The 20000-nt window shown below is 49.0% G+C and carries 21 protein-coding genes; 7 read left to right on the top strand and 14 right to left on the bottom strand.

Translation table 11 applies throughout. The features are described 5' to 3' along the window. Window positions 1–54: 54 nt before the first annotated feature. A complete protein-coding gene (locus AWQ23_RS04895) occupies window positions 55–1230 on the top strand; it encodes a GNAT family N-acetyltransferase (protein ID WP_232308963.1) in 1176 nt (391 codons plus the stop codon). 10 nt (window positions 1231–1240) lie between these two features. Then, window positions 1241–1675, top strand: coding sequence for a Holliday junction resolvase RuvX (ruvX, locus tag AWQ23_RS04890; protein WP_062433120.1), 435 nt, complete (start codon window positions 1241–1243; stop codon window positions 1673–1675). Here the strand turns inward: ruvX and AWQ23_RS04885 are convergent. From AWQ23_RS04885 to AWQ23_RS04870, 4 genes are all read right to left on the bottom strand, one after another. Then, complete coding sequence (locus tag AWQ23_RS04885; RefSeq protein ID WP_012306573.1) at window positions 1672–2112, bottom strand: hypothetical protein; 441 nt, start codon at window positions 2110–2112, stop codon at window positions 1672–1674. The genes ruvX and AWQ23_RS04885 overlap by 4 nt on opposite strands. 119 nt (window positions 2113–2231) lie before the next feature. Beyond that, a complete protein-coding gene (gene hflX / locus AWQ23_RS04880) occupies window positions 2232–3920 on the bottom strand; it encodes a GTPase HflX (protein ID WP_315862682.1) in 1689 nt (562 codons plus the stop codon). Window positions 3921–3977: 57 nt separating this feature from the next. Further along, on the bottom strand, window positions 3978–4523 hold the full coding sequence (locus AWQ23_RS04875; protein ID WP_062433114.1) for a surface-adhesin E family protein: 546 nt from the start codon (window positions 4521–4523) through the stop codon (window positions 3978–3980). 53 nt (window positions 4524–4576) lie between these two features. Then, the gene (locus AWQ23_RS04870) at window positions 4577–5152 is read right to left on the bottom strand and encodes a TerD family protein (RefSeq protein WP_062433111.1); all 576 of its coding nucleotides are present in this window, start codon (window positions 5150–5152) and stop codon (window positions 4577–4579) included. Window positions 5153–5171: 19 nt separating this feature from the next. Between AWQ23_RS04870 and lpxD the strand changes: the two genes are divergently transcribed. Continuing rightward, the gene (gene lpxD / locus AWQ23_RS04865) at window positions 5172–6197 is read left to right on the top strand and encodes a UDP-3-O-(3-hydroxymyristoyl)glucosamine N-acyltransferase (protein WP_062433108.1); all 1026 of its coding nucleotides are present in this window, start codon (window positions 5172–5174) and stop codon (window positions 6195–6197) included. Here the strand turns inward: lpxD and dusB are convergent. The 4 genes from dusB to AWQ23_RS04845 all read right to left on the bottom strand — a co-directional run bounded on the left by dusB (window position 6194) and on the right by AWQ23_RS04845 (window position 10924). Next, complete coding sequence (gene dusB, locus AWQ23_RS04860; RefSeq protein WP_232308962.1) at window positions 6194–7294, bottom strand: tRNA dihydrouridine synthase DusB; 1101 nt, start codon at window positions 7292–7294, stop codon at window positions 6194–6196. The genes lpxD and dusB overlap by 4 nt on opposite strands. After that, complete coding sequence (locus AWQ23_RS04855) at window positions 7278–9032, bottom strand: EAL domain-containing protein (RefSeq protein WP_062433106.1); 1755 nt, start codon at window positions 9030–9032, stop codon at window positions 7278–7280. Before AWQ23_RS04855 ends, dusB begins: the two co-directional genes overlap by 17 nt. 33 nt (window positions 9033–9065) lie before the next feature. Further along, on the bottom strand, window positions 9066–10073 hold the full coding sequence (locus AWQ23_RS04850) for a PhoH family protein (protein WP_012306566.1): 1008 nt from the start codon (window positions 10071–10073) through the stop codon (window positions 9066–9068). Between the two features lie 131 nt (window positions 10074–10204). Continuing rightward, window positions 10205–10924: a response regulator transcription factor gene (locus AWQ23_RS04845; RefSeq protein WP_030007285.1), complete on the bottom strand. Its 720-nt coding sequence runs from the start codon at window positions 10922–10924 to the stop codon at window positions 10205–10207. Window positions 10925–11671: 747 nt separating this feature from the next. On the opposite strand from AWQ23_RS04845, the gene AWQ23_RS04840 reads away from it, so the two are divergent. Further along, window positions 11672–12064: a hypothetical protein gene (locus AWQ23_RS04840; protein WP_062433103.1), complete on the top strand. Its 393-nt coding sequence runs from the start codon at window positions 11672–11674 to the stop codon at window positions 12062–12064. Between the two features lie 351 nt (window positions 12065–12415). On the opposite strand, the gene AWQ23_RS04835 is transcribed toward AWQ23_RS04840, so the two are convergent. The 3 genes from AWQ23_RS04835 to AWQ23_RS04825 form a co-directional block, all read right to left on the bottom strand. After that, window positions 12416–12952 (bottom strand): hypothetical protein, encoded by a 537-nt coding sequence (locus tag AWQ23_RS04835; protein WP_143589360.1) that lies wholly within the window; start codon window positions 12950–12952, stop codon window positions 12416–12418. A 92-nt stretch (window positions 12953–13044) separates the two neighbouring features. Beyond that, a complete protein-coding gene (locus AWQ23_RS04830; protein ID WP_143596760.1) occupies window positions 13045–13500 on the bottom strand; it encodes a hypothetical protein in 456 nt (151 codons plus the stop codon). Window positions 13501–13553: 53 nt separating this feature from the next. Then, window positions 13554–13964: a hypothetical protein gene (locus tag AWQ23_RS04825; protein WP_030007845.1), complete on the bottom strand. Its 411-nt coding sequence runs from the start codon at window positions 13962–13964 to the stop codon at window positions 13554–13556. A gap of 1026 nt (window positions 13965–14990) precedes the next feature. On the opposite strand from AWQ23_RS04825, the gene AWQ23_RS04820 reads away from it, so the two are divergent. Further along, a complete protein-coding gene (locus tag AWQ23_RS04820) occupies window positions 14991–15611 on the top strand; it encodes a CPP1-like family protein (RefSeq protein WP_062433099.1) in 621 nt (206 codons plus the stop codon). Between the two features lie 24 nt (window positions 15612–15635). Here AWQ23_RS04820 and nusB read toward each other — a convergent pair whose 3' ends face one another. From nusB to AWQ23_RS04805, 3 genes are all read right to left on the bottom strand, one after another. After that, window positions 15636–16277, bottom strand: coding sequence for a transcription antitermination factor NusB (gene nusB / locus AWQ23_RS04815; RefSeq protein ID WP_012306559.1), 642 nt, complete (start codon window positions 16275–16277; stop codon window positions 15636–15638). 57 nt (window positions 16278–16334) lie between these two features. Next, window positions 16335–17099, bottom strand: a complete 765-nt coding sequence (locus tag AWQ23_RS04810; RefSeq protein ID WP_012306558.1) for a DUF502 domain-containing protein — start codon at window positions 17097–17099, stop codon at window positions 16335–16337. Between the two features lie 258 nt (window positions 17100–17357). Further along, a complete protein-coding gene (locus AWQ23_RS04805; RefSeq protein ID WP_062433096.1) occupies window positions 17358–18197 on the bottom strand; it encodes an HpsJ family protein in 840 nt (279 codons plus the stop codon). Between the two features lie 95 nt (window positions 18198–18292). Between AWQ23_RS04805 and pgl the strand changes: the two genes are divergently transcribed. Then, window positions 18293–19051: a 6-phosphogluconolactonase gene (pgl, locus tag AWQ23_RS04800; RefSeq protein ID WP_030007841.1), complete on the top strand. Its 759-nt coding sequence runs from the start codon at window positions 18293–18295 to the stop codon at window positions 19049–19051. A 37-nt stretch (window positions 19052–19088) separates the two neighbouring features. Next, entirely contained in the window at window positions 19089–19898 is an 810-nt protein-coding gene (locus AWQ23_RS04795; protein ID WP_062433092.1) for an FHA domain-containing protein, read from the top strand. The last annotated feature ends 102 nt before the right edge of the window (window positions 19899–20000 follow it).

The following is a 20000-nucleotide window of genomic DNA, read 5'->3' as shown; positions in this document are numbered from 1 at the left end:
AGATAGGGGCAACAGCGGACTGAATTGGGGACAATACTGACCATGACAGCGGGAATGAGCAAACAAAGCAAAGTATCCATCCGGCCAGTACAGTATCGAGATCTCACGGCGATCGCCAATTTTGCCAGCGAAGCGGATCTAGATGGGCCTTCTCCCCTCGATATGCCCCTTGAGGATCACCTCGAAAATATCAAGAATTTCTACGGCCTCGTTAAGTTACTGAGTTTTTTTCCAAATCCTAATCAGTACAGCTTCCACGGCTATGTGATTGAAGTCGATGGCCAGCTCGTGGGCTTTGTGAAGATTTCCCCCTTCAACTCCTCCCAAAGTACCTGGCGCGTTGAACAGGTAATCATTGATCCCCATTTTCCCAAATTGCAATACCACGGCTCCGCCAGAGACCCAGGTTCAGCCCTGCTCCGTTATTGCTTTGACCATGTTGTCGAAGCCCGCAACTGGGTCTTAGAGGTGAATGTTAACGCCCAACAGACCCTCAGCCTTTACCGTCAAAATGGGTTCCAGCCCCTCGCAAAACTGACCTACTGGGCGATCGCCCCGGAAATTCTCAGTGAATTGGCCCTCCAGGAACCCGCCCTACCCAATTTGATGCCCGTGGGTAATGCTGATGCTCGCTTGCTCTACCAACTCGATACCGCTTCCATGCCGCCAATGCTCAGGCAGGTCTTTGATCGCCACGTTCAAGACTTTAAGAGTGCGCCCCTCAGCAATTTAATCTGCCGCGTTAAAAATTGGACGCAGCACGTGGATGTGGTCGAAGGATACGTTTTCGAGCCCCAACGGAAAGCCGCCATCGGTTATTTCGCCGTGCAATTAGCCCACCAAGACCACAAACCCCACCATGGCCGCCTCACGGTACACCCGGCCTACACCTGGCTCTATCCGGAACTGATGATCAAAATGGCCCAGATTGCCCAGATCCGACCAGAACAACCGCTTTTGACCACCTCTACGGATTACCAGCCGGAACGGGAAGAATTTTTTGAAACGGTGGGCGCAACCCCCAGGGAGCATACACTCCTCATGTCTCGCTCGGTGTGGCACAAAGTGCGGGAATCCCAGCCCCTCGAAGCGTTGCAATTATCAGGAGTCCTCCAGGGTTTGCAGCCGATGCGATCGCCAATCCCCAGCCGCATCCATTGGTTTAAAAATCATCCCAGCCTAAAATTGCCAAAGGAATCACCGCAGCGGGATTTTTTCCCGGAAAATTGAGAAACGGTAGATGAAACCAGTGGCAGCATTGGGCCTTGATATTGGCCGTAAACGTATTGGGGTGGCTGGCTGTGATAGTCTGGGGCTGTTGGCGACGGCTTTGACCACTATTCAGCGCACCACTTTAGAGGCAGATTTAGCGGCGATCGCCCATTGGATCGAACAGCGCCACATTCAAGTTTTGGTGGTGGGTCTGCCCTATGCCATGGATGGTACCTTGGGAAAACAGGCCAAACACACCCAAAAATTTGCCCGTAAATTGGCAGAAGCCTTTGGACTCCCTATTGAATATGTGGACGAACGCTTAACCTCCGTCGAAGCCGAAAACCAACTCAAGGCTGAAAAACAATATGACCGTCAACAAAAGGGCCTCGTCGATCAGCGGGCGGCCCAGATTATTCTGCAACAGTGGCTAGAAACAAGACAGTGTACCCCGACTTCCTAGGTGACAGCATCAGAATTTCCTGAAGCAAACAGTTCAAAGGCTTTTTGGGAAAATCGTTGGAGGCGATCGCAGACATCTTTAGCGGGTTGATAGTCGCCGACCAGTTGCCACTGGGCAATGGTTGAGAGCCGCCAAGCTTCCCCCTGGTGATTAAAACCCGCCGTTTCAATGCCGATAAAGGTTTGCACTTGATCCAGGGGGTCTGTAAAAAAGCGAATTTGCACCAGCATACTCCGACTTTGGAAACGGGGACTCCAGCCCGGCAAGTGAAAGCCAATGTCAATGGAATCTGGGTCCATCCATTCACGGGTTTCGGGGTCATTGCGCCAGGGTTTGAGGTCGGCCCTTGCATCGGGGAATTCGGCCCGGAATAAATTCACCACCGAGGCAATTTTCGTCGCCAGCTCAACGCCTAAGGCCCGTTCTGATGCATTCACGTTTAACCTCCTCGGAATCTAGTAGACATATCTCAAGCTTAACGAGTCATGTTCTACGCTAAGGGAGAAATTCGCAGTTTTTTGACAATTGGTTTACAATCTCGCGAAAATTTGTCTCTTTATAGTTGTTTTAGCATCTGGGCAAGCCGTTGCCGCAGCGTTTCAAAACCGAGGCGATCGCTGGCAGAAATATAAACAGCGTGTGGATGGCGCAACTTCGCCTCCTGGAGTGCTTCACTAGAAACTTGATCCAGCTTATTAAAAACCAACAAGGCTTGGGCTGGCATAATCGGCATTTCCCCCAGGATTTTCTCGACGGATTCTAACTGATGTTGCCAGGCAGGATGGGACAGATCCACCACATGGATCAATGCATCGGCTTCGGTGACTTCTTCGAGGGTCGCCCGAAACGCATCCACCAGGGCCGGAGGCAACTCATGGATAAAACCAACAGTATCCGTTAGTAGGATTGTCTGGGTTTGAAAGGCTTCATCGCTGAGAGTCAATCGCCGAGTCGTGGGATCGAGGGTGGCGAACAGTTGATCCGCCGCATACACTTCAGCATTAGTGAGGGCGTTAATTAATGTCGATTTGCCCGCATTGGTATAACCGACGATCGCAAAGGTGGGCACATCCTGCCGTTGCCGCTGGCTCCGCATCCGGGAACGGTGGGCTTGCAGTTGATCGACTTCCTTTTGCAAACGACTGAGGCGACTTTGGATCGTGCGCCGCTCCGTTTCTAGTTTCGTTTCCCCAGGGCCACGGGTGCCGATACCACCCCCCAAACGGGACATGGCTTGACCCTGACCCACGAGGCGCGGCAACAAATATTCCAATTGCGCCAATTCCACCTGGAGTTTCCCGGCGCGGGACTGGGCCCGCTGGGCAAAAATATCAAGAATCACTTCCGTGCGATCGCAAACCTTCACCCCCAGTTGTCGTTCCAGGTTGCGCCCCTGGGCAGGGGACAGATCCCGGTCAAAGACGACTAAATTCGCGCCGAGGGTTTGCACCTGGAGGGCAATTTCTTCTACTTTCCCGGTACCGACAACGGTTTGGGGATGGGGCGTACTGCGTTTTTGCTCCAGGGTCAGCAGCACTTCCCCCCCAGCGGTATCCACCAAGCGGGCCAGTTCCGTCAGTCGATCCTGGAAAGGGCGATCGCCAATATCTGATGTTTGTAAGCCGACGAGAATCACCCGGTCATGGCTTTGATCAACTTGTTGGGCGGTAAATTCCCGGCGAAACTCCGCCTCTAGTCCTTCAACGAGATCCAGAAAATCCTGTTGGGAAACCTCTTCTAGGGCTTGGGCCGCCGATACCAGCCAATAGGCATGGCTCGGATGGGTCTGGGGGAGCAGATGGGCCACATAGACATTTTTCACATAGCCAGCGGCGCCCCGGCCCCGTTTGGTCGTCCCCGTCCCCGTTAACGTAAAGCTTACGAGGGCGTCTAACCGTTGCAGCACCATCGCCGTTAAACTCGATTCCTTGGGCAGTTCATCCTTCGGGCTGGCGGTCAAGCAGCGGATACCCGATAAACGCTCGGCACCATAACGGGGCAATTCTAAGGGGGGAATTTGGGTTTGTCGGGGCGAACCAACCCCCACCCGGATCACCTTGCCCCGGCGATTTAGATAAACACAAACCGCTTGGTTTAGCTCTGTGCTTAGGGCCGCGATCCGTTGGGCTAATTCTGGAGTCATGAGGCGATCGCCAGGCACAGCCTGTTGATACAGTCGTTGCAACTGCTTGAGTTGACTACTTTTAAGACCTTTGAGATTACCGTGAATAGTATCGATGGGCAGCTTCCTAGAACGAAATGAATGCTAAACGATCATTAGAATATCGTGTCGAAATGTTTTCTATTCGTCAAGGCGAGGAGCCGTTGCTGTATCGGTGCGACCATTGCCGCAAACAAAGTCTAGGAGGCTGGCTCCCGTCGAACCGGGGGAGACCGTATTCACTTCCCCTTGATCGCCGTAGTTTTTGTAAAAATCAGTGTTTTCGCCGTTGAGGATAAACACCGAAATTTCCCGTAGACGGGTGATCCGCCGGGAGCAGTCCCCAGAATAATAGGCCCGGGCATGGTAGCGCAATTCCTTCGATGTGCTATCTCGGTTGACCGCTTCTACTTCCCACCAAGCAAACGGCCCCTGCCGTCTGATGGTTGTGGGGTTGACGTATAGCTCTTTTTCCATGTACTGGCCGTAGTCTTCGTCGTAGCTGCGACTGGCTACCACCTGTACCAGTTCTGCCTGGGCGACTAGGGGAACCGTTAAAATCCCCGTGGCGATCGCCAACGTGCGCCAAAATTTTGAAAAATTACCCATTGCCCGTCCTCCGCAAGGCATCAAAATCAAAAACTGGGGAAGGGTTTTGAGGCGATTAAAAAAATATGCGATCGCCATCTATTCTACTAGCTGGGAACTTCCCCGAATTCCTCAACCAGCAAGCCAAAACACTATTGATAGCGGTCGAGCAGCGTTTGCAAGCCCCCTTGGTAACCATCACCCACTGCATTGAGACGCCATTCGCCCCCTTCGTTAACGACCTCTGCCATAATCAGGGCCGTCTCACTGGAGAAATGTTCCTGGAGAGAATAGCGTAATACCTCTGCTTTCGTTTCCACGTTCACCAAGCGCACATAGGCATTTTGCACCTGACCAAAGTTCTGCCGCCGCGCCTCCCCGTCATAGATCGAAATCGCGACCACAATTGTGGCGACATTTTCCGGCACTTTCCGAAAATCAATGATCATCACTTCATCGTCACCTTCACCAGCCCCCGTGCGATTGTCTCCCATTAATTTGACGGCTTGTTCAGGATCGGGACTCGTCAAGTTATTGTAAAAAATGAAGTGCTGGTCTGAAATGAGCTTGCCATTATTCCCTAGCATAAAAATAGAAGCATCAAGGTCAAAGTCTGCCCCTGTGCCCTGTTGCTTTATATCCCAACCTAAACCAATAAAAGCGGCGGTGAGGCTTGGTGCAGCTTTCTTGAGGGAAATGCCTTGGCCCTTGTTTAGATTAATCGTCATTTTCTATAGATAAAATTCGATGAACGTTTCTGAATTAATTCAAGTTTTAAAGTCTGATCTCATTATCGATCATTCCCTCGGAAGTGACCCGGAGATTACGAGGGTCGCCGCCATTGATGCCGCAAAATCCCAGGAAATCAGCTACATCGAAGGGGGGAAATTTGCCGCAAGGGTCGATACAACGGCAGCTTCGGCGTTAATCTTGCCAGCGGATGAAGATTTGCAACAACGGGCGACGGCTCGCGGTTTGGCTTGGCTTAGTACCAAGGAACCGCGTTTATTGTTCGCGGCGGCAATCAAGGTCTTTTATCAACCGTTTCGTCCGGCACCGGGGATTCATCCCACCGCCGTTATTGATCCGTCGGTGCAGCTGGGTGAAGATGTCTCGGTGGGTGCCCATGTGGTGCTTTATCCGGGGGTAAAAATTGGCGATCGCACTTGCATTATGGCCAATGCGGTGATTTATCCCGATGTGGAAATTGGTGCGGATACCTTACTCCATGCCAATTGCACGATCCACGAGCGGGTCAAGATTGGTAATCATTGTGTGATCCATAGCGGCGCGGTGATCGGGGCGGAAGGATTCGGCTTTGTGCCCACGGCCCAGGGCTGGTTCAAGATGGAACAGTCGGGAATTGTTGTCCTCGAAGATGGCGTTGAAATTGGCTGTAACAGTGCGGTGGATCGGCCCGCCGTCGGGGAAACGCGCATTAAAACCCAAACCAAACTGGATAATCTCGTCCATGTAGCCCATGGGGGAACCATCGGCTCGAACTGTGCTCTTGCTGCCCAGGTGGGTTTAGCAGGGGGCGTCACCGTCGGGAATAATGTGCTCCTTGGGGGTCAGGTGGGCGTCGCGAACCAAGCAGTGATCGGTGATGGGGCGATCGCCACCGCCCAAACCGGGATTAATAATCGGGTCGCCCCTGGGGAAATTGTCTCTGGTAGTCCGGCAGTACCCAATGCGGTTTACCGGAAAGTTTCGGCTATCTACAAGCGTTTACCGGAAATGTACGAGGTGTTTCGTAAACTCAAAAAGGGTTAAATCACCGCCAGTTGGGGTGTTTTGACGACGGGAATGCTGGCTTGGTTTTGTATCTGCTCAATGGCTTCATCCAGGAGGGCCTGACCCTCGGCGACAGTGTTAATTTTATTAAGGCGATCGCGAAAATCTGCGGCTCCGGGAAAATCGCGACAATACCAGGTCAAATGTTTGCGGGATTGGTAAATGCCCTTTTGTCCTTTGTAGGCCCAGAGCCCGTCCAAATGTTCCTTGGCGCACTGGAGCAATTCCACCACGGTCGGTTGGGGCCGCCGCTGTCCCGTTTTGAGGAAATGATCAATTTCGCCGACTAAAAACGGATAACCAAGGGTTCCCCGGGAACACATCACCCCATCGGCCCCGGTTTCTTCCAGGCAGGCGATCGCCGCATCCACTGAAAAAATATCGCCGTTGGCAATCACCGGAATCGAGAGGACTTCTTTGACTTTTTTAATCCACTGCCACTGGGCTTTCCCGGTATAACCCTGGGCCCGGGTGCGACCGTGCACCGTCAGCATTTGCGCTCCGGCATCTTCTAACCGGCGGGCAAAGTCAACAATCACGATTTCAGCATCCGCCCAACCAATGCGGGTTTTAACGGTCACAGGCACATCGACGGCTTCCACCACTGCTTTAACGATCGCCACCGCCACCTCTGGTTGCCGCAGGAGGGAGCTACCACCTCCTTTGCGGGTAATTTTATTCACCGGACAACCCATGTTGATGTCGATGGTTTGGGCGCCCTCGGCCACGGCTTTTTTTGCCGCTTCCCCCATAAAATCAGGGCGACAGTCAAACAGTTGAATGCTGATCGGCTGCTCCCCTGGGTCAATCTCCATGAGCCTCGGTAAGGTCTGGAGGTGGTGGACTTCCTGGGCCCGTACCATTTCGGTGTACATCATTGAACTGGGGGCGTAGCGACGTACCAGGCGACGAAATACTAAATCTGTGACCCCCGATAGGGGCGCTTGGAGGACACGGCTCTGGAGGGCAACGTTACCGATTTTTAAGGGGCTATCCGGCAGGGAGATTGGCGGCGATCGCCTTGGGTCAAAATTCACTGAATTCACTGGGGCCGTGGTGTTAGGGGTCAGGGGCATCAAAGATTACCGAATCATGGGGAAATATTGTCTTGGACAAGAGTAACTGCTCTAGTTCTGGGGCGCTCATCGGATAGCCCAATAAAAAACCCTGGGCGCGATCGCAGTTGAGTTGCTGCAAACACTCTAATTCTGTCTCGTTTTCAACCCCCTCCGCAATCACTAGGCGTTTCTGTTGGTGGGCCGTGTTAATTAGCGATCGCACTACTGTCTGTTGTGCCGATTTTTGGTGGATATTACGGATTAAGCTAGGGTCTAGTTTGAGGAAATCAAAGGGAAATTTTTTGAGGTAAGCCAAAGAGCTATAACCCAGACCAAAATCATCCAGAACAATTTTGACCCCGAGGGTTTTGATTGCCTTGAGGCGGCGAATGGTTAACGGGGCATTGTCTAAGAGGGTTGACTCCGTGAGTTCTAACACGAGGTTTGCCGGGTTTAAGCCATTTTCAATCAGTAAGTGGCTGAGATCTTGGTGGAAGTGGGGTTGATTAAATTGAGTCACCGAGAGGTTGACCGCCATTTGGAACGTTTGATGGTCTTGGTTTGCCCAGCGGCGGAGCTGACGACAGGCTTGGGTCAGCACAAATTGATCGAGAAGTTCGAGTAAACCGATGGGGTTGGCGATCGCCAAAATTTCCTCAGTCAGAATAGAACCCCTCAGGGGATGTTCCCACCGCAGCAGGGCCTCCGCCCCCACCATCTCTTTTCCTGGCAGTTGGCATTGGGGCTGATAATGAACCGTTAACTGATGCTGGTGATAGGCGTCCCGCAGATCATCGGCTAGATCAAGGCCCTTGGGGTAACTTTGCGGCGTCATTGCGTTGGCAAATTGATAGCGCGGCTCCCCTAAATTTTGGGCCTGGCGCTGGGCGGCCTGGGCCTGGGCGACTAAATCCCTGAGATTGTCGGCATCCTGGGGATACTCAGCAATCCCTAGGCTCACGGACAGGAAAAACTCCTCGGTGGCAGTGGTTAAAAATTGCTCGAAAGCAGCAAGGATTTCCTGGGCGATCGCCCCGGTATCGGCCTGGACATAGGCGCGATTTAAAACGAGGCAAAATTCCCCAGCCGCCAAACAAATGACTCTTCCTCGCCCTTGGATCCCTTGATTTAGACGATTGATGATCGCCTGGTTGAGCATGTCAATTTCCTGGGGTTCGAGGTCAGCACAGATCTGGGCAAACCGTTCAAAGCCAACGACAAATAGCGGTAAAAATGCAGCATCGTCCTGCTGGAGGGTCAGGGCGATTGCCTCGAAGGTTTCCTGGAGACTAAAGCGATCGCCGCAATCATTTCTCAGTGCTGGGGGCGTTGTCTGGGGCGCTGCTTTTGGCGATGCATCTGGGGGGCTATAATGCTGTTGCAAAGAAGATAACTTACTCAACCGGATGGCGATCGCCGACAGTAACTCTTCTTTTGTAAATGGTTTTGTTAAATAATCATCCGCCCCCAAACGCATTCCCTGGCGAATGTCCTGTTTTTCCGCCCGGGCCGTTAAAAACACAAAGGGAATCATTGCCGTTGCCGCTTCGGCCTGGAGCTTTTGCAAGACCCCATAACCATCTATTCCCGGCATCATCACATCACAAACAATCAAATCCGGTTGGTGCGCCAAGGCTAACTGCACACCCTGATGTCCCCCGGCGGCTTCTAGGACTGCATATTGCTGCTGCGTTAGGATTTTGCGGATTAGCTTCCGCACAATATCATCATCTTCAATGACTAGAATTGTCGTCATAACAAAATAGGTGATTAGGGTATGGCCCCCTTGCTACCCTCCTTTCGTTTGTCCCAAAGGCCGCCGTTTTTGGCTGGTCGTACCATGGCTCTCAAATCGATCATAGGCGCTAACGATTCTCTGGACGAGGGGGTGACGCACAACATCAGCATCTGTCAGATAACAAAAGCCAATCCCTTCTACAGACTGGAGAATCTTACTCGCCATAATCAATCCCGAAGACTGATGACTCGGCAAATCCGTTTGGGTGATGTCCCCGGTGATCACCATCTTAGAACCGAAACCCAACCGTGTCAGCACCATTTTGAGCTGGGCTGGGGTCGTATTTTGGGCCTCATCGACGATCACAAAGGAATTGCTGAGGGTGCGTCCCCGCATATAGGCTAATGGTGCGATTTCAATGCGCCCTTTTTCCATTAGTTCCGGCAGTTTCAGCGGATCGATAAATTGGTAGAGGGCGTCGTATAGAGGACGCAGGAAAGGATCAACTTTTTGTTGCAAGTCCCCCGGCAAAAAGCCTAGTTTTTCCCCAGCTTCCACCGCTGGCCGGGTTAAAATCAAGCGTTCGACTTCATCCCGGAGTAGGGCTTGGACGGCTAAGACTGAAGCGAGAAAGGTTTTCCCGGTACCCGCCGGCCCAATGCCAAAGGTGATGTCATGTTTTTGAATGAGTTGGATATATTGGCGCTGTCGAAATGTTTTGGCGCGGATATATTCGCCACGTCTGGTTTTTCCTAGGGTCTGCTTTTGGAGATCTTGGTATTCTTCGACTTGGTGGGTATCGATGGCATGGAAGGCCGTCAGTAGATCTGGTTGGGAGATGTGTTGGGCTGTTTCCCAAAAAGGTTGCAAGAAATAGAGCGCTTTAATGCAACGATTAACGGCCTTTTCGCGACCTCGCACCAGTAGCTCTTGTCCCCGTAAGACCACAGTTGTGCCGGTGTGCTGGGATAGAAATTTGAGGTTTTCTTCCTTGACGCCAGAGAGGGCGATCGCACTTTCTAGGCTGGGGAGTTGAATGGTTTGCGAGGTTTCACTCATGGGCAAAGCAAAAAAATAGATCAGCCTTAATTATAGGCAGCAGAGGGAAGAGAAAAGACCAAGATAGGGTTTCAGACCCTCACTTTTGGGGGGTCTTTTCCTGTCAGATGACGCTACAGACTGGGAACTGATCAGCGGGTTTCGCTAAAGGAGTTTAATGTTGTTTCAAACATATAGCCCACACCCCGCACGGTTTTGATCGGGTTTTCTTGCTGCATGAGGTTGTCAAGTTTGCGACGAATTTGTCCGATATGGACATCCACGACCCGTTGATCGCCTAGGTAATCGTAGCCCCACACTGCTTGAATCAGTTCTGAGCGCCGCCAAACTTTGTTCGCATTTTTCGCGAGGAAGTGGAGCAGGTTAAATTCTAGGGCCGTTAGGTTGACGGGTTCTCCCTTGACAGCGACCACATGGCGCATCGGGTCAATGTTTAAATCGGCAAAATCGAGGCTTTGGTCTTGGGCTGGGGGGGCAACGGGCGATCGCTGACGGCGGAGGATCGCATGGACACGATGTTCAAGTTCAATAATGTCAAAGGGTTTGGTCAGATAATCATCTGCCCCTTGGGTAAAGCCTCGTACTTTATCGGTCGCATCAGTGCGACTGGTCAGGATCAACACGTAAGTATCCTTCGACTCCTGCATTTGCTCACAGAGGGCATAGCCGAGGGTATCTGGCAGATTAATGTCGAGGATCACCAGGTCAGGACTAAAGGATTGAAATGTTTCTTTAGCGGATTGTCCATCCGTCGCTGCTGCCACTGCATAGCCTTTCTGCCCGAGAAATCGAACAATTAGTGTGCGAATTGCTGGATCATCATCAACAACTAAAATTTTGGCACCGGCCATAGACTCTTCAAGATACTTTCGGCGAATAGTAAATCAAGGCTTCAAACTAAAGCTTGTTTGATTAGTGTGCGATCATATTCCTCCCTAACACATTATTTTAGTGTAATTCTGCGAAAAGTCTATGGCGATCGCCCTGAGCCGCCCCAGAGTTTTTAAAAATTCAATTTGACCAGTGGGCAAGCCCTAAAAACGGCCTGAAGGGAGCCAGAACATAAAAAGCAACTTTTGCTGCTTCCCCAATCCCCACGATGACTTTCCGAAGTAGAAAATTTTTCCTTCTTCTTTTTTTGATAATTTTAGACAACCTTTGCCTATCAAATTAATTGTGTTAGAAAAAAGATGCATCACTAAGCTTTCAAAATTGAGACTTCAATTTATCCCAAGAAGTTAGAGGCAGACTAGATTCAGACTACTAAACGAAGGTCGTCAATACCCCTTTTGCTTATGCAATACTTATTCACTATTTTTGAGTATTGAAACATATCTTGAATTTTTATTTAAACTACGTAGTCATGCTTTCTCAAATATTGTTATCATTTAGGGGGAGAGCATCAATATTTCAATCACTCAACCTCGAATTTTTCTCATCGTAAACATAAATAATTCATAGCCGAAAGCACTGAGTACAACATTAAGCACCAACAAACCCAAGAGATGTGCTTTCAGCAAAAGTTCTTTTACAAAAAATTTTACTCAAACTGATCGCTCCAATATTGATCAATTAAGTCAAGGGATGGAGAAAGCAAAATGAATAAACTGTTTACAGCAGCCCTTAGTGGTCTATCATTTATCGTTGTTCAACAGGCAAAAAGTGAACCTGTATTCATTGATTTTGATTACCAGTATCGGTATGGTTATGAATATAATTACGACTATGATGACTATACCTATTACTACCACGCCAATGTCTACACCTATAGCGATGATTCGGTTGTATTCCCAGTCAAAGTACTCGTTAATGCTGCATGTCAACAACCACAATACCCCATTGTATTAGGCTCTGAAGCAGATATAAGCAACGGTACAGATGTCTTGATCGAAGAATCTAATGTCATTATTGATAATGATTTCAGTACAAATTGCTCTGCTTTTACAGAAAAAAATGTCCTGCTATTCTGGGAAGAAAACGAGATAAAATAGGCGTCCCTTCTGGTTTTTCTTTCTGTAAAGCTGTACTGTTTAAAAATAGATCTTAAATTATAGAAGCACTTTGACTTTATTTTCTTAAGTTATTGATACAAAATCAACTCAAGAAAAATAGTGTGAACTAAAAGATACAGTAGGATATTTTAATACAGCAATTTCATGCCTATTTGACGAATTTCTAAGTATAGTAATAAAAACACTTGGAGTCAGTAAAAAAACGACTGTGTTTTAGTGCTTTAGAATGCAAAGACAGGCGTCACTGTAAGCTGAAGATTTTTTAGCCGCTCTTTTTTTATTTTCATATAGCCTTTGAGATATTTTTCCTCACTATTCAAAATATTATATTTACTCAGTTTTTAAGTAATTAGCAGACAATTCTACATCATCATCTAGCTTATTGTGAGTCGATTCATTTTGTCGGGCTTCATTTGTGCTAGAAGCCCGTCCTTGTGAAACTAACCGAACCGCAGAACATTGCCGCGCCAGTACTGGATAAACCTCTGGATCTACTTGAATGCCTGAAGAAATCATGTCAGCACAAAGTTTGACTGTTTCCGCTGAAGATTGGATTTGAAACTTTGCTAATTCGGCTTGCTCTCTTTCCAGTAGGGTAGTGCTGAAATCTCTACAGTTGCTGCCCACTTGACCACCGAGGGGCACAATAATGGCACCGGAAAGAGCGTAGGAATTTGAACTCTCCCCATCAAATGTATTGCCATTTGCAGAGCCACTGAGCACAAAGGAAGGGCGGGGACAAACGATCCCTCTAAAACCGTAGGTGGCACTTTGACCTAAGTTGTACACAGCGGTTTGGTTGACTACCCCAGTCGCACTATTCCCCAATGAATTTTCATTATTCATCGTATTACTTTGATCTTGCATCGTTTGAGCCGCTCCGTAAATAGGAGTCAGGAACACTGTGGAGACAGCCGTTAAAAGTGTGAAGAATTTTCGACCAAACATAAATGAAACCTTTAGAAATCAACGGAGAGATTGCTTTCAAAAATAAAGGTGGTGCCATAGGTCTCTGCTGAGCCTTTGACCGTTGTAGAGGAACCTCGTGTTGTAAATTCTGATGCGTACGAATATTGACTTTCGACTGTGTAATTTTCGAATTCGACACCACCATTGATGGGGTTCATCGATCCAGAAACTACATTTTGAGAGAATTCTGTTTCGAAAATGCTGGATTGCCCACGAGATTCTTCTGTAATATCAATTTCTGTGGAGCCGCCGTAGAATGGCTCAATGGAATGAAAAAAATTAGCCCGGATTGTGGGTACAGATGCAAAAGGATCTGGCTCTATATCCAAAGATAAAGGAGCGCCTGTGTATAAACCATCATAATAAGGCTCTCCCTGGAGCAGATTACCCGCAGATGCCGGGCTGGCGATGAACAATGCCATCGCCAAACCTAGCATTCTTTTCATGATTCTATCTGTAATAGTTAGAAACTTAGCTACGTGATAAATTACCGATGAGATTATCGGTTGCCGGCAGCAGTTTCATGCTCTGTAGTGTCAGATCCAGATTGCGTGAAAATGCTACCATCAAGTTTCGTTGTACTGCCGAAAGTTTCATAACCAGTTTCACCAGCAGAGGCAGTATGGAAAGTAAAGTCCTTAAAAGTTGTCGTAACGTCATAGCCACCACAGTAGCAGTCGATTTCCTGTGTTACAGACCCATCTTGATATGTTTTGTAAGCGTAGCTGCCCCAATCACGGCGACCATTAGACCATTCATCACTGTCTAAGGTAAGGTTAGTAGTCGTTCGAGACCAGCTAGTGATGTCTCTGTTAGTAACGTAGCTTTCGCCAGCCTGTGCGGCTTGACCGATGGCACCAAAAGCGATGATGGTTGCGAATGCGATTGTAGAAGAATTGAATTTAGCCATTGTAAGGAATCCTCAATAGAATTCAGTTTGATTTCAACAAATGCGTAACTAATTAATTTAGTCTTGCTGCTAGGCAAAGGTAAGACCCAAACCATCAAGTCTAAATTTCCCGTATAAACCAAGCCTCAGAACACTTGATTTCCTTGAAATCTCGGTAGAAGAACTACTCCCTACTTCTAGGATTTTTTTGGGAAAACACGTACGTATATCGCTTGAATCCTTGCAAGCAGAGGCTTCAAGTGCCCCAGAAGGATCTCCATGAACCTTCTCACAAAGGAGAAAGATGAATAAAATACTTTTTTTGGGGTAAAAATACGTGGTTCTACTGAGGCAGATTTCGGCTTACTCCTTTTTGTTACTTACGTATTTGTTTGTACTTCAGTTTTATTACCTTTCAAAAGGAAGGTCAACCCTTTAAAGCTTGATTTTTAGAAATTCTATATAATGAAGCTTTTTTCTATAAAATTAGTGCCTAATTAATCTGAGGTTAAAAGAAGCTTCATGAAACTGACAAAATTCAGGGCATCTTTAACTAATTAACATAAACTTATGTTTACAAAGCCAGATCGAAAGAAAGACGATCCATAAAAGATCAAGCTTGAGTTTTTAAGGTAGGGTCAATCGACGAAATGGACTTATTTTCATGCCGAGTGCGATCAATGGGCACAAACCGTAGTCTGGGAGGATTGTATTTTCGTGCTTGTCTGTTCATTGGCCTCTACACGATCGCTTAGTGGAGGGTCTTTGGGATGGTCTTTAAGATTTTGTACATTGCAGCGGGTTAGGGAGCCTGAGTGGTTCGAGTACCTACTCCGTTGATCAGCTAGCGTTAGGTATGGGGATGTATGCTCTCTGGTCTGGGCAAGTCTTGAGGCGATCGCCCCGGCTATCATCACCAGAAAAAATTTTGCTCTATGGAAAGCGCACCGGAAAACGCTCATAATAATAAACTGTATGATGATTGGGTTAGATTAAGAATCTAAGGATGTTCCAATAACCCAGTGGCATGCTCACAGGAGGAGGAGAATGAGCGAACAAAATCCCTACGAAACCCTTGGGCTTGCAAAAACGGCTTCATTTGAAGAGATCCAAGCAGCCAAACAAAAACTAAGCGCCCAATACGAAGGCGATCGCGCCGTAGTGGACAAACTCGAAGCGGCCTACGATGCGATTATTATGGATCGCCTTAGACAACGACAACAGGGCACCCTAGATGTTCCGGATAAAATTCGCTTTGCAGAAACTTCTCAGAAGAAGGCGCAGGCGTCTCAACCGTTGGTGAAGTCTCCCGAACTGCCCCAGTGGTTGGTCAATTTACGGGATACACCAGAAACCAACACTCTATATACTGCCCTCGGTGTCAATGGGGCGATCGCCATTGCCGGAATATTCCTCGCAACGGATCTCACCTCAACTCTTTTGACTGTGGCATTGATCGCGAATATTTATTTGCTTTACCGTAAAGAACAGCGCTTTGAACGGGCTGCCCCCATTGGGTTTGTCGCCCTGGTCGCAGGCATTGCCCTCGGTAGTGGTGTGAATGCCATCCTCAGTAGCGCTGGCGTCACTGTGGCGATCGCCCCCGAACATCTCCTATTAGTGCTCACCAGTATTGTTTTTGGCTTAGGGACGAGTTTCTTAAGATAATGATAATAACGACCTGAAGGGCATCTATTTGAGGCTGTCCTCAGCCCGGAGGCGATCGCTAACCCGGCGCAGAACACCATTAATAAAACGATGGCCGTCTTCGTCAGAATAGCGTTTTGCCAGTTCTACGGCTTCATTGATGGCCACTTTATAGGGCGTTTCTAAAAACAAAATTTCAGCCACAGCGATGCGCAAAATATCCCGATCTAAACGGGGCAGACGATGGTATTGCCAATCCACTAAAGACCCGTCAATGACCTCTTTGATTTGATCATTGCGACGGCGGAGGGTTGTGAGAATCTCTAGCGCAAAATTGCGCACCTCATGTTGGCGGGTCAACTGCAAAAATTCTGGCAATTCCACCACATGACCCAAACGATTAATTGCCGCACGGGTCAATTCCAGGGCATCTGCGGCCATTGTGCGCGCACTCTTGACATTAACCGCTAACGTTTCACTTCTGAGTAATTGCTCCTCCGCCCGGGAAACCTCACTCGCCGCATCCTCTAAAATGTCATGGATTTCGCTACTCAGGGTCCGAACCGCTGCCAACATCAATTCATCAAGCTCTACGGCTTCTAACTTATCGGGCTTGCCTTTGATCTGGCTCAAACTCAGTAGAGCAATTTCACGGGCAACACTACGGGGCTGTTTACGGGCGGGCATAGTCTAACTAGGGATAAACAATAAGGAAAATCAACGTCACTCAGAGGCACCATTAAACTACACTTCTTCCTCTAGAGAAAGCATATCCGCCTGGGGACTGTTTAATTCTTCAAGGGGACGCTCCAATTCACGGGATTTTTTACGGCGGGTGAGATTGAGGGGAATTGTGCCCCGCACTGATTTTCGTTCAGTTTCTGCCTCCGGGCTGACAATGCCCCCAGAAATTAAAACTTTAAAGGCATCCTCAATGGACATTGAGAGGTTGATCACATCATCTTCTGGCACCATTGCGTACCAGCCAGAGGTGGGGTTCGGAGTCGTCGGAATAAACACACTCAAGAGAGGATCGGCCACCTGGGCCTGTAATTGGGGACTGACTGTTCCTGTGACAAAGCCTAGCGTCCAAACACCAGGTCGCGGATATTCCACCATCACTACCCGTCGGAAGCGACTCTGGGAATCCCGCAAGAGAGTTTCTAATAGTTGCTTGAGGGTTTTATAAATTGCGCCTGCTAGGGGAATTCCCTGGAGAATTTGTTCCCCCACATCCAACAGCCAACGTCCGACAAAATTTCGTGCCATCAGACCGATCACCAGAATAAATGTCAGGGGAACGGTGATCCCAACGCCAATATTTAAGGCATTGGTCAAGATTGGGTCCAGGCCATCGAACGGATTAATCTGCTTAGGGATTTGCGTCAAAAAATTAATCACCCAAGTCGCAATTGTGATCGTCAACCAAATGGTGGTCGCTAGGGGGATAACAACGAGCAACCCGGCAATCAGATCGTTTTTTAAATCTTGTTTCAGACGTTCTAACACGGTAGGGCGAGGTTTCCTGGTAGGGAGATGGTGGACGAAATGACGGGAACGGACGTAGTGGGAAGTCGTTTTTGTGTGTCTAGGGGATCAATGAAATTCTGGGGGACTGGGGCGGCAAAATCAGTGAAATGTTAAGAAAAAAGACGACGTAATCTATTTTACTGAATTCTTTGGGCTTGCCAATGTGTTTAGGTGCTCCTGTGCTGGGAAAAATGGGGTGACAAGTACCCGTCGAGGTCACCCCAAATAGGAAAAATATTATTCAGAATCAGCAGGTGTGTCAGGTTGAGGGGTTTGAGTCGTGCCTTGGGATGGGCTTGTTTTGTTAGACCAAGCATTGCGGACGCCGAGCCAGCCCACAATCAAATAAGCAATCCCTAACAAAAGACTCCGGATAGTGGTTGGGATAATTTCCTGGAGGACATTCCGGTTGGCTTGTTGTCGCTGTTGTGTCTGGAGTTCAACAACGCTTTGTTGTAATTCCTCCAGTCGCGCATTTAGGGCTTCGGGGTCATTGACGAATTTTTGGTAGTTGAGGAATTCTTGTCTTTGGGCTTCGACTTCAGCGATCTGCTGGGGAGGAATTTGACCAGAGTTGAGGGCTGTTTCTATTTCTTGGATTTGTTGCTCTAGTTGTTGTTTTGCTTCGGGATTTTGGGCAAGGGCCTGGAGTTGGCTGTATTGCTGCTGGACTTGTTGTTCCCGTTGTTGGGTTTCTTGTTCAATTTGGGCGATCGCCTGTTCCCGAATGCCCTGCATATTGTCGAGGTGGATAGGGATGAGGATCAAGAAAATCACCCCAAGGACGAGGGAAAAAAGAAAACTTAAAAAGCGACCATCTGTAATGGAGGCGCGCAGTTTTGCTGATTTTCCGGCATTGTCATCTAGCCAACTGCCCAGAAGCAGAGCCACAATCCCAATCAAAGGGTTAAGCCCTCTACCGACTACCTGATTTGTGAAATTAATTTGCCAAGCATTGTCCAGGGGCAGCCACGGGAAGGCGGCAATGACGTAATCAACGAAAGAAGAAATTAACAGTACGCCCCCCAAAATCTTGAGGCTCAGGGACGTAAAAGAAGCAAGGCGAACATTATTCATACTTTATGTATCAGTCAATGGGCGTTTATGGGTGTCACCACTAGAATGACGAGTAACGCTATTTTAGGGGGCATGGTTCGTCCTCTGTAAAGTTTATGACAAAATACCTGGAAATCCTGGATGATAAACCGGAACTCATTAAACGGGCGCTGCGTATTGTCATGGGCCGGATTGAGGAGGCGATCGCCCGTCGTGGTGTTTGTACCATTGCCCTTGCCGGCGGCAGTACCCCCAAACCTTTATACGAAAAATTAGCAGAGCAATCCCTCCCCTGGGCGCAACTCCACATTTTTTGGGGAGATGAACGCTATGTACCGGCCGATCACCCCGATAGTAATCAACGGATGGCCCGGCTCGCCTGGCTGGATCAGGTGCCGATTCCGGAGGGCAATATTCACCCGATGCCAACCGCAGCCGCAGACCCCCAGCAAGATGCAGCGGCCTATGATGCAACGTTGAGAAATTTTTTTGGCGATCGCCCCTGGCCCAGTTTCGATATTGTGCTGTTGGGCATGGGGGATGATGGCCATACTGCTTCGCTCTTTCCCCAAACGGCGGCCCTAACCGTTGGCGATCGCCTCATCACCGTCGGCGAGAAACAGGGAGAACCCAGGCTGACCTTTACCGTGCCCCTGATTAATGCTGCCCAGAACATTCTTTTCTTAGTCGCTGGGGAAAATAAACAGGAGGCGCTCCAGAAAATTTTCCATAGCGATGCCGATGGGTTTGCCTATCCCAGTAAACTGATCAACCCAGACCACGGTGTCCTCTGGTGGCTCCTGGATGCTGCTGCTGGCGATCGCCTCGCCCCCGATCAAGCAATCTATCAAACGAAATCTCGCCCAGAGCCTTAAAATAAAACCATTCTTTTCCCTTTGACCACCCACTGTCATGATTAGTTGTCCCAACTGTAACCACCAAAATCCTGACGGCGCTGTCCAATGCGAAGCCTGTTATACCCCTCTCCCCCAAGCATCGGCTTGTCCCCAATGTGGCGCTAGCGTCCAAAGTAATGCCGCCTTCTGTGGTCAATGTGGCTTTAACCTGCAACAGGCCGCTCCCATGGCAGTAACAGAGGAGTTACCCAAAACTGTGGTTCCCAATGCGCCCAGTGCCAGCGCCCCCCCCACAGCTCCCCCTGAGCCCACCCTAGATTTCCCAGAGATTCCCGAAGCAGATTTCCCTGATTTTCCTGATTTTTTCGAGGAAGAAGAAGCCGCTGCCCCTGCCGTTGCCGAATCTCCAGAATTGCCTGATCCTTTCACATTGGATTTTGAAGAACCAAGCCCTGCCCCAGAGGTGCCGCCAACGCCCGCTCCTGCTCCTGCCCCAACCACTGTCCAGGGATCAATGCAGGCAACCCAAATTCAAGTGCAGACCGCCAGCTTGCTCCATGTGCAAACCCAGGTGGCCTTAGAAATTCCTGAACACCTCGATGTGATTCACATCGGCAAACCGAATGAGACCGTCCCACCAGATATTGATGTTTCTGGTTTTCCGAGTTCTGAAGTGGTATCACGGGTACACGCTGACCTGCGCCAAGAAGCGGGCCTCTACTATATCGAAGACACCGGTAGTTCCAATGGCACCTATATCAACCATGTGCCCCTCCCCGTCGGTAATCGACATCGACTCCGGGCCGGCGATCGCATTGGTCTAGGCAAAGGCGATAAGGTGACGTTTATTTTCCAAATCAGTTAAGGGCGATTTTCCAATCCTGGCGTTTTGCCGTGGCCATTGACGTACCTTGGTTTAGAAAAACTTATCAATAGCCCCTAAAATTCCCTAAGAGGTTCTGATAAC

This window comes from Picosynechococcus sp. PCC 73109 (assembly GCF_001521855.1).
GTDB lineage: Bacteria > Cyanobacteriota > Cyanobacteriia > Cyanobacteriales > MRBY01 > MRBY01.
The sequence above is the reverse complement of the archived record's forward strand: the minus strand, read 5'-3'. Positions and strand labels throughout refer to the sequence as shown.

Excerpts from the sequence above, each read along its gene's own strand:
- AWQ23_RS04895 (WP_232308963.1), top strand. The coding sequence starts at position 55 with ATGAGCAAACAAAGCAAAGTATCCATCCGGCCAGTACAGTATCGAGAT.
- ruvX (WP_062433120.1), top strand. The coding sequence starts at position 1,241 with ATGAAACCAGTGGCAGCATTGGGCCTTGATATTGGCCGTAAACGTATT.
- AWQ23_RS04875 (WP_062433114.1), bottom strand. The coding sequence starts at position 4,523 with ATGGCGATCGCATATTTTTTTAATCGCCTCAAAACCCTTCCCCAGTTT.
- AWQ23_RS04870 (WP_062433111.1), bottom strand. The coding sequence starts at position 5,152 with ATGACGATTAATCTAAACAAGGGCCAAGGCATTTCCCTCAAGAAAGCT.
- lpxD (WP_062433108.1), top strand. The coding sequence starts at position 5,172 with ATGAACGTTTCTGAATTAATTCAAGTTTTAAAGTCTGATCTCATTATC.
- dusB (WP_232308962.1), bottom strand. The coding sequence starts at position 7,294 with ATGCCCCTGACCCCTAACACCACGGCCCCAGTGAATTCAGTGAATTTT.
- AWQ23_RS04855 (WP_062433106.1), bottom strand. The coding sequence starts at position 9,032 with ATGACGACAATTCTAGTCATTGAAGATGATGATATTGTGCGGAAGCTA.
- AWQ23_RS04850 (WP_012306566.1), bottom strand. The coding sequence starts at position 10,073 with ATGAGTGAAACCTCGCAAACCATTCAACTCCCCAGCCTAGAAAGTGCG.
- AWQ23_RS04845 (WP_030007285.1), bottom strand. The coding sequence starts at position 10,924 with ATGGCCGGTGCCAAAATTTTAGTTGTTGATGATGATCCAGCAATTCGC.
- AWQ23_RS04840 (WP_062433103.1), top strand. The coding sequence starts at position 11,672 with ATGAATAAACTGTTTACAGCAGCCCTTAGTGGTCTATCATTTATCGTT.
- AWQ23_RS04835 (WP_143589360.1), bottom strand. The coding sequence starts at position 12,952 with ATGCAAGATCAAAGTAATACGATGAATAATGAAAATTCATTGGGGAAT.
- AWQ23_RS04830 (WP_143596760.1), bottom strand. The coding sequence starts at position 13,500 with ATGAAAAGAATGCTAGGTTTGGCGATGGCATTGTTCATCGCCAGCCCG.
- AWQ23_RS04825 (WP_030007845.1), bottom strand. The coding sequence starts at position 13,964 with ATGGCTAAATTCAATTCTTCTACAATCGCATTCGCAACCATCATCGCT.
- AWQ23_RS04820 (WP_062433099.1), top strand. The coding sequence starts at position 14,991 with ATGAGCGAACAAAATCCCTACGAAACCCTTGGGCTTGCAAAAACGGCT.
- nusB (WP_012306559.1), bottom strand. The coding sequence starts at position 16,277 with ATGCCCGCCCGTAAACAGCCCCGTAGTGTTGCCCGTGAAATTGCTCTA.
- AWQ23_RS04805 (WP_062433096.1), bottom strand. The coding sequence starts at position 18,197 with ATGAATAATGTTCGCCTTGCTTCTTTTACGTCCCTGAGCCTCAAGATT.
- pgl (WP_030007841.1), top strand. The coding sequence starts at position 18,293 with ATGACAAAATACCTGGAAATCCTGGATGATAAACCGGAACTCATTAAA.
- AWQ23_RS04795 (WP_062433092.1), top strand. The coding sequence starts at position 19,089 with ATGATTAGTTGTCCCAACTGTAACCACCAAAATCCTGACGGCGCTGTC.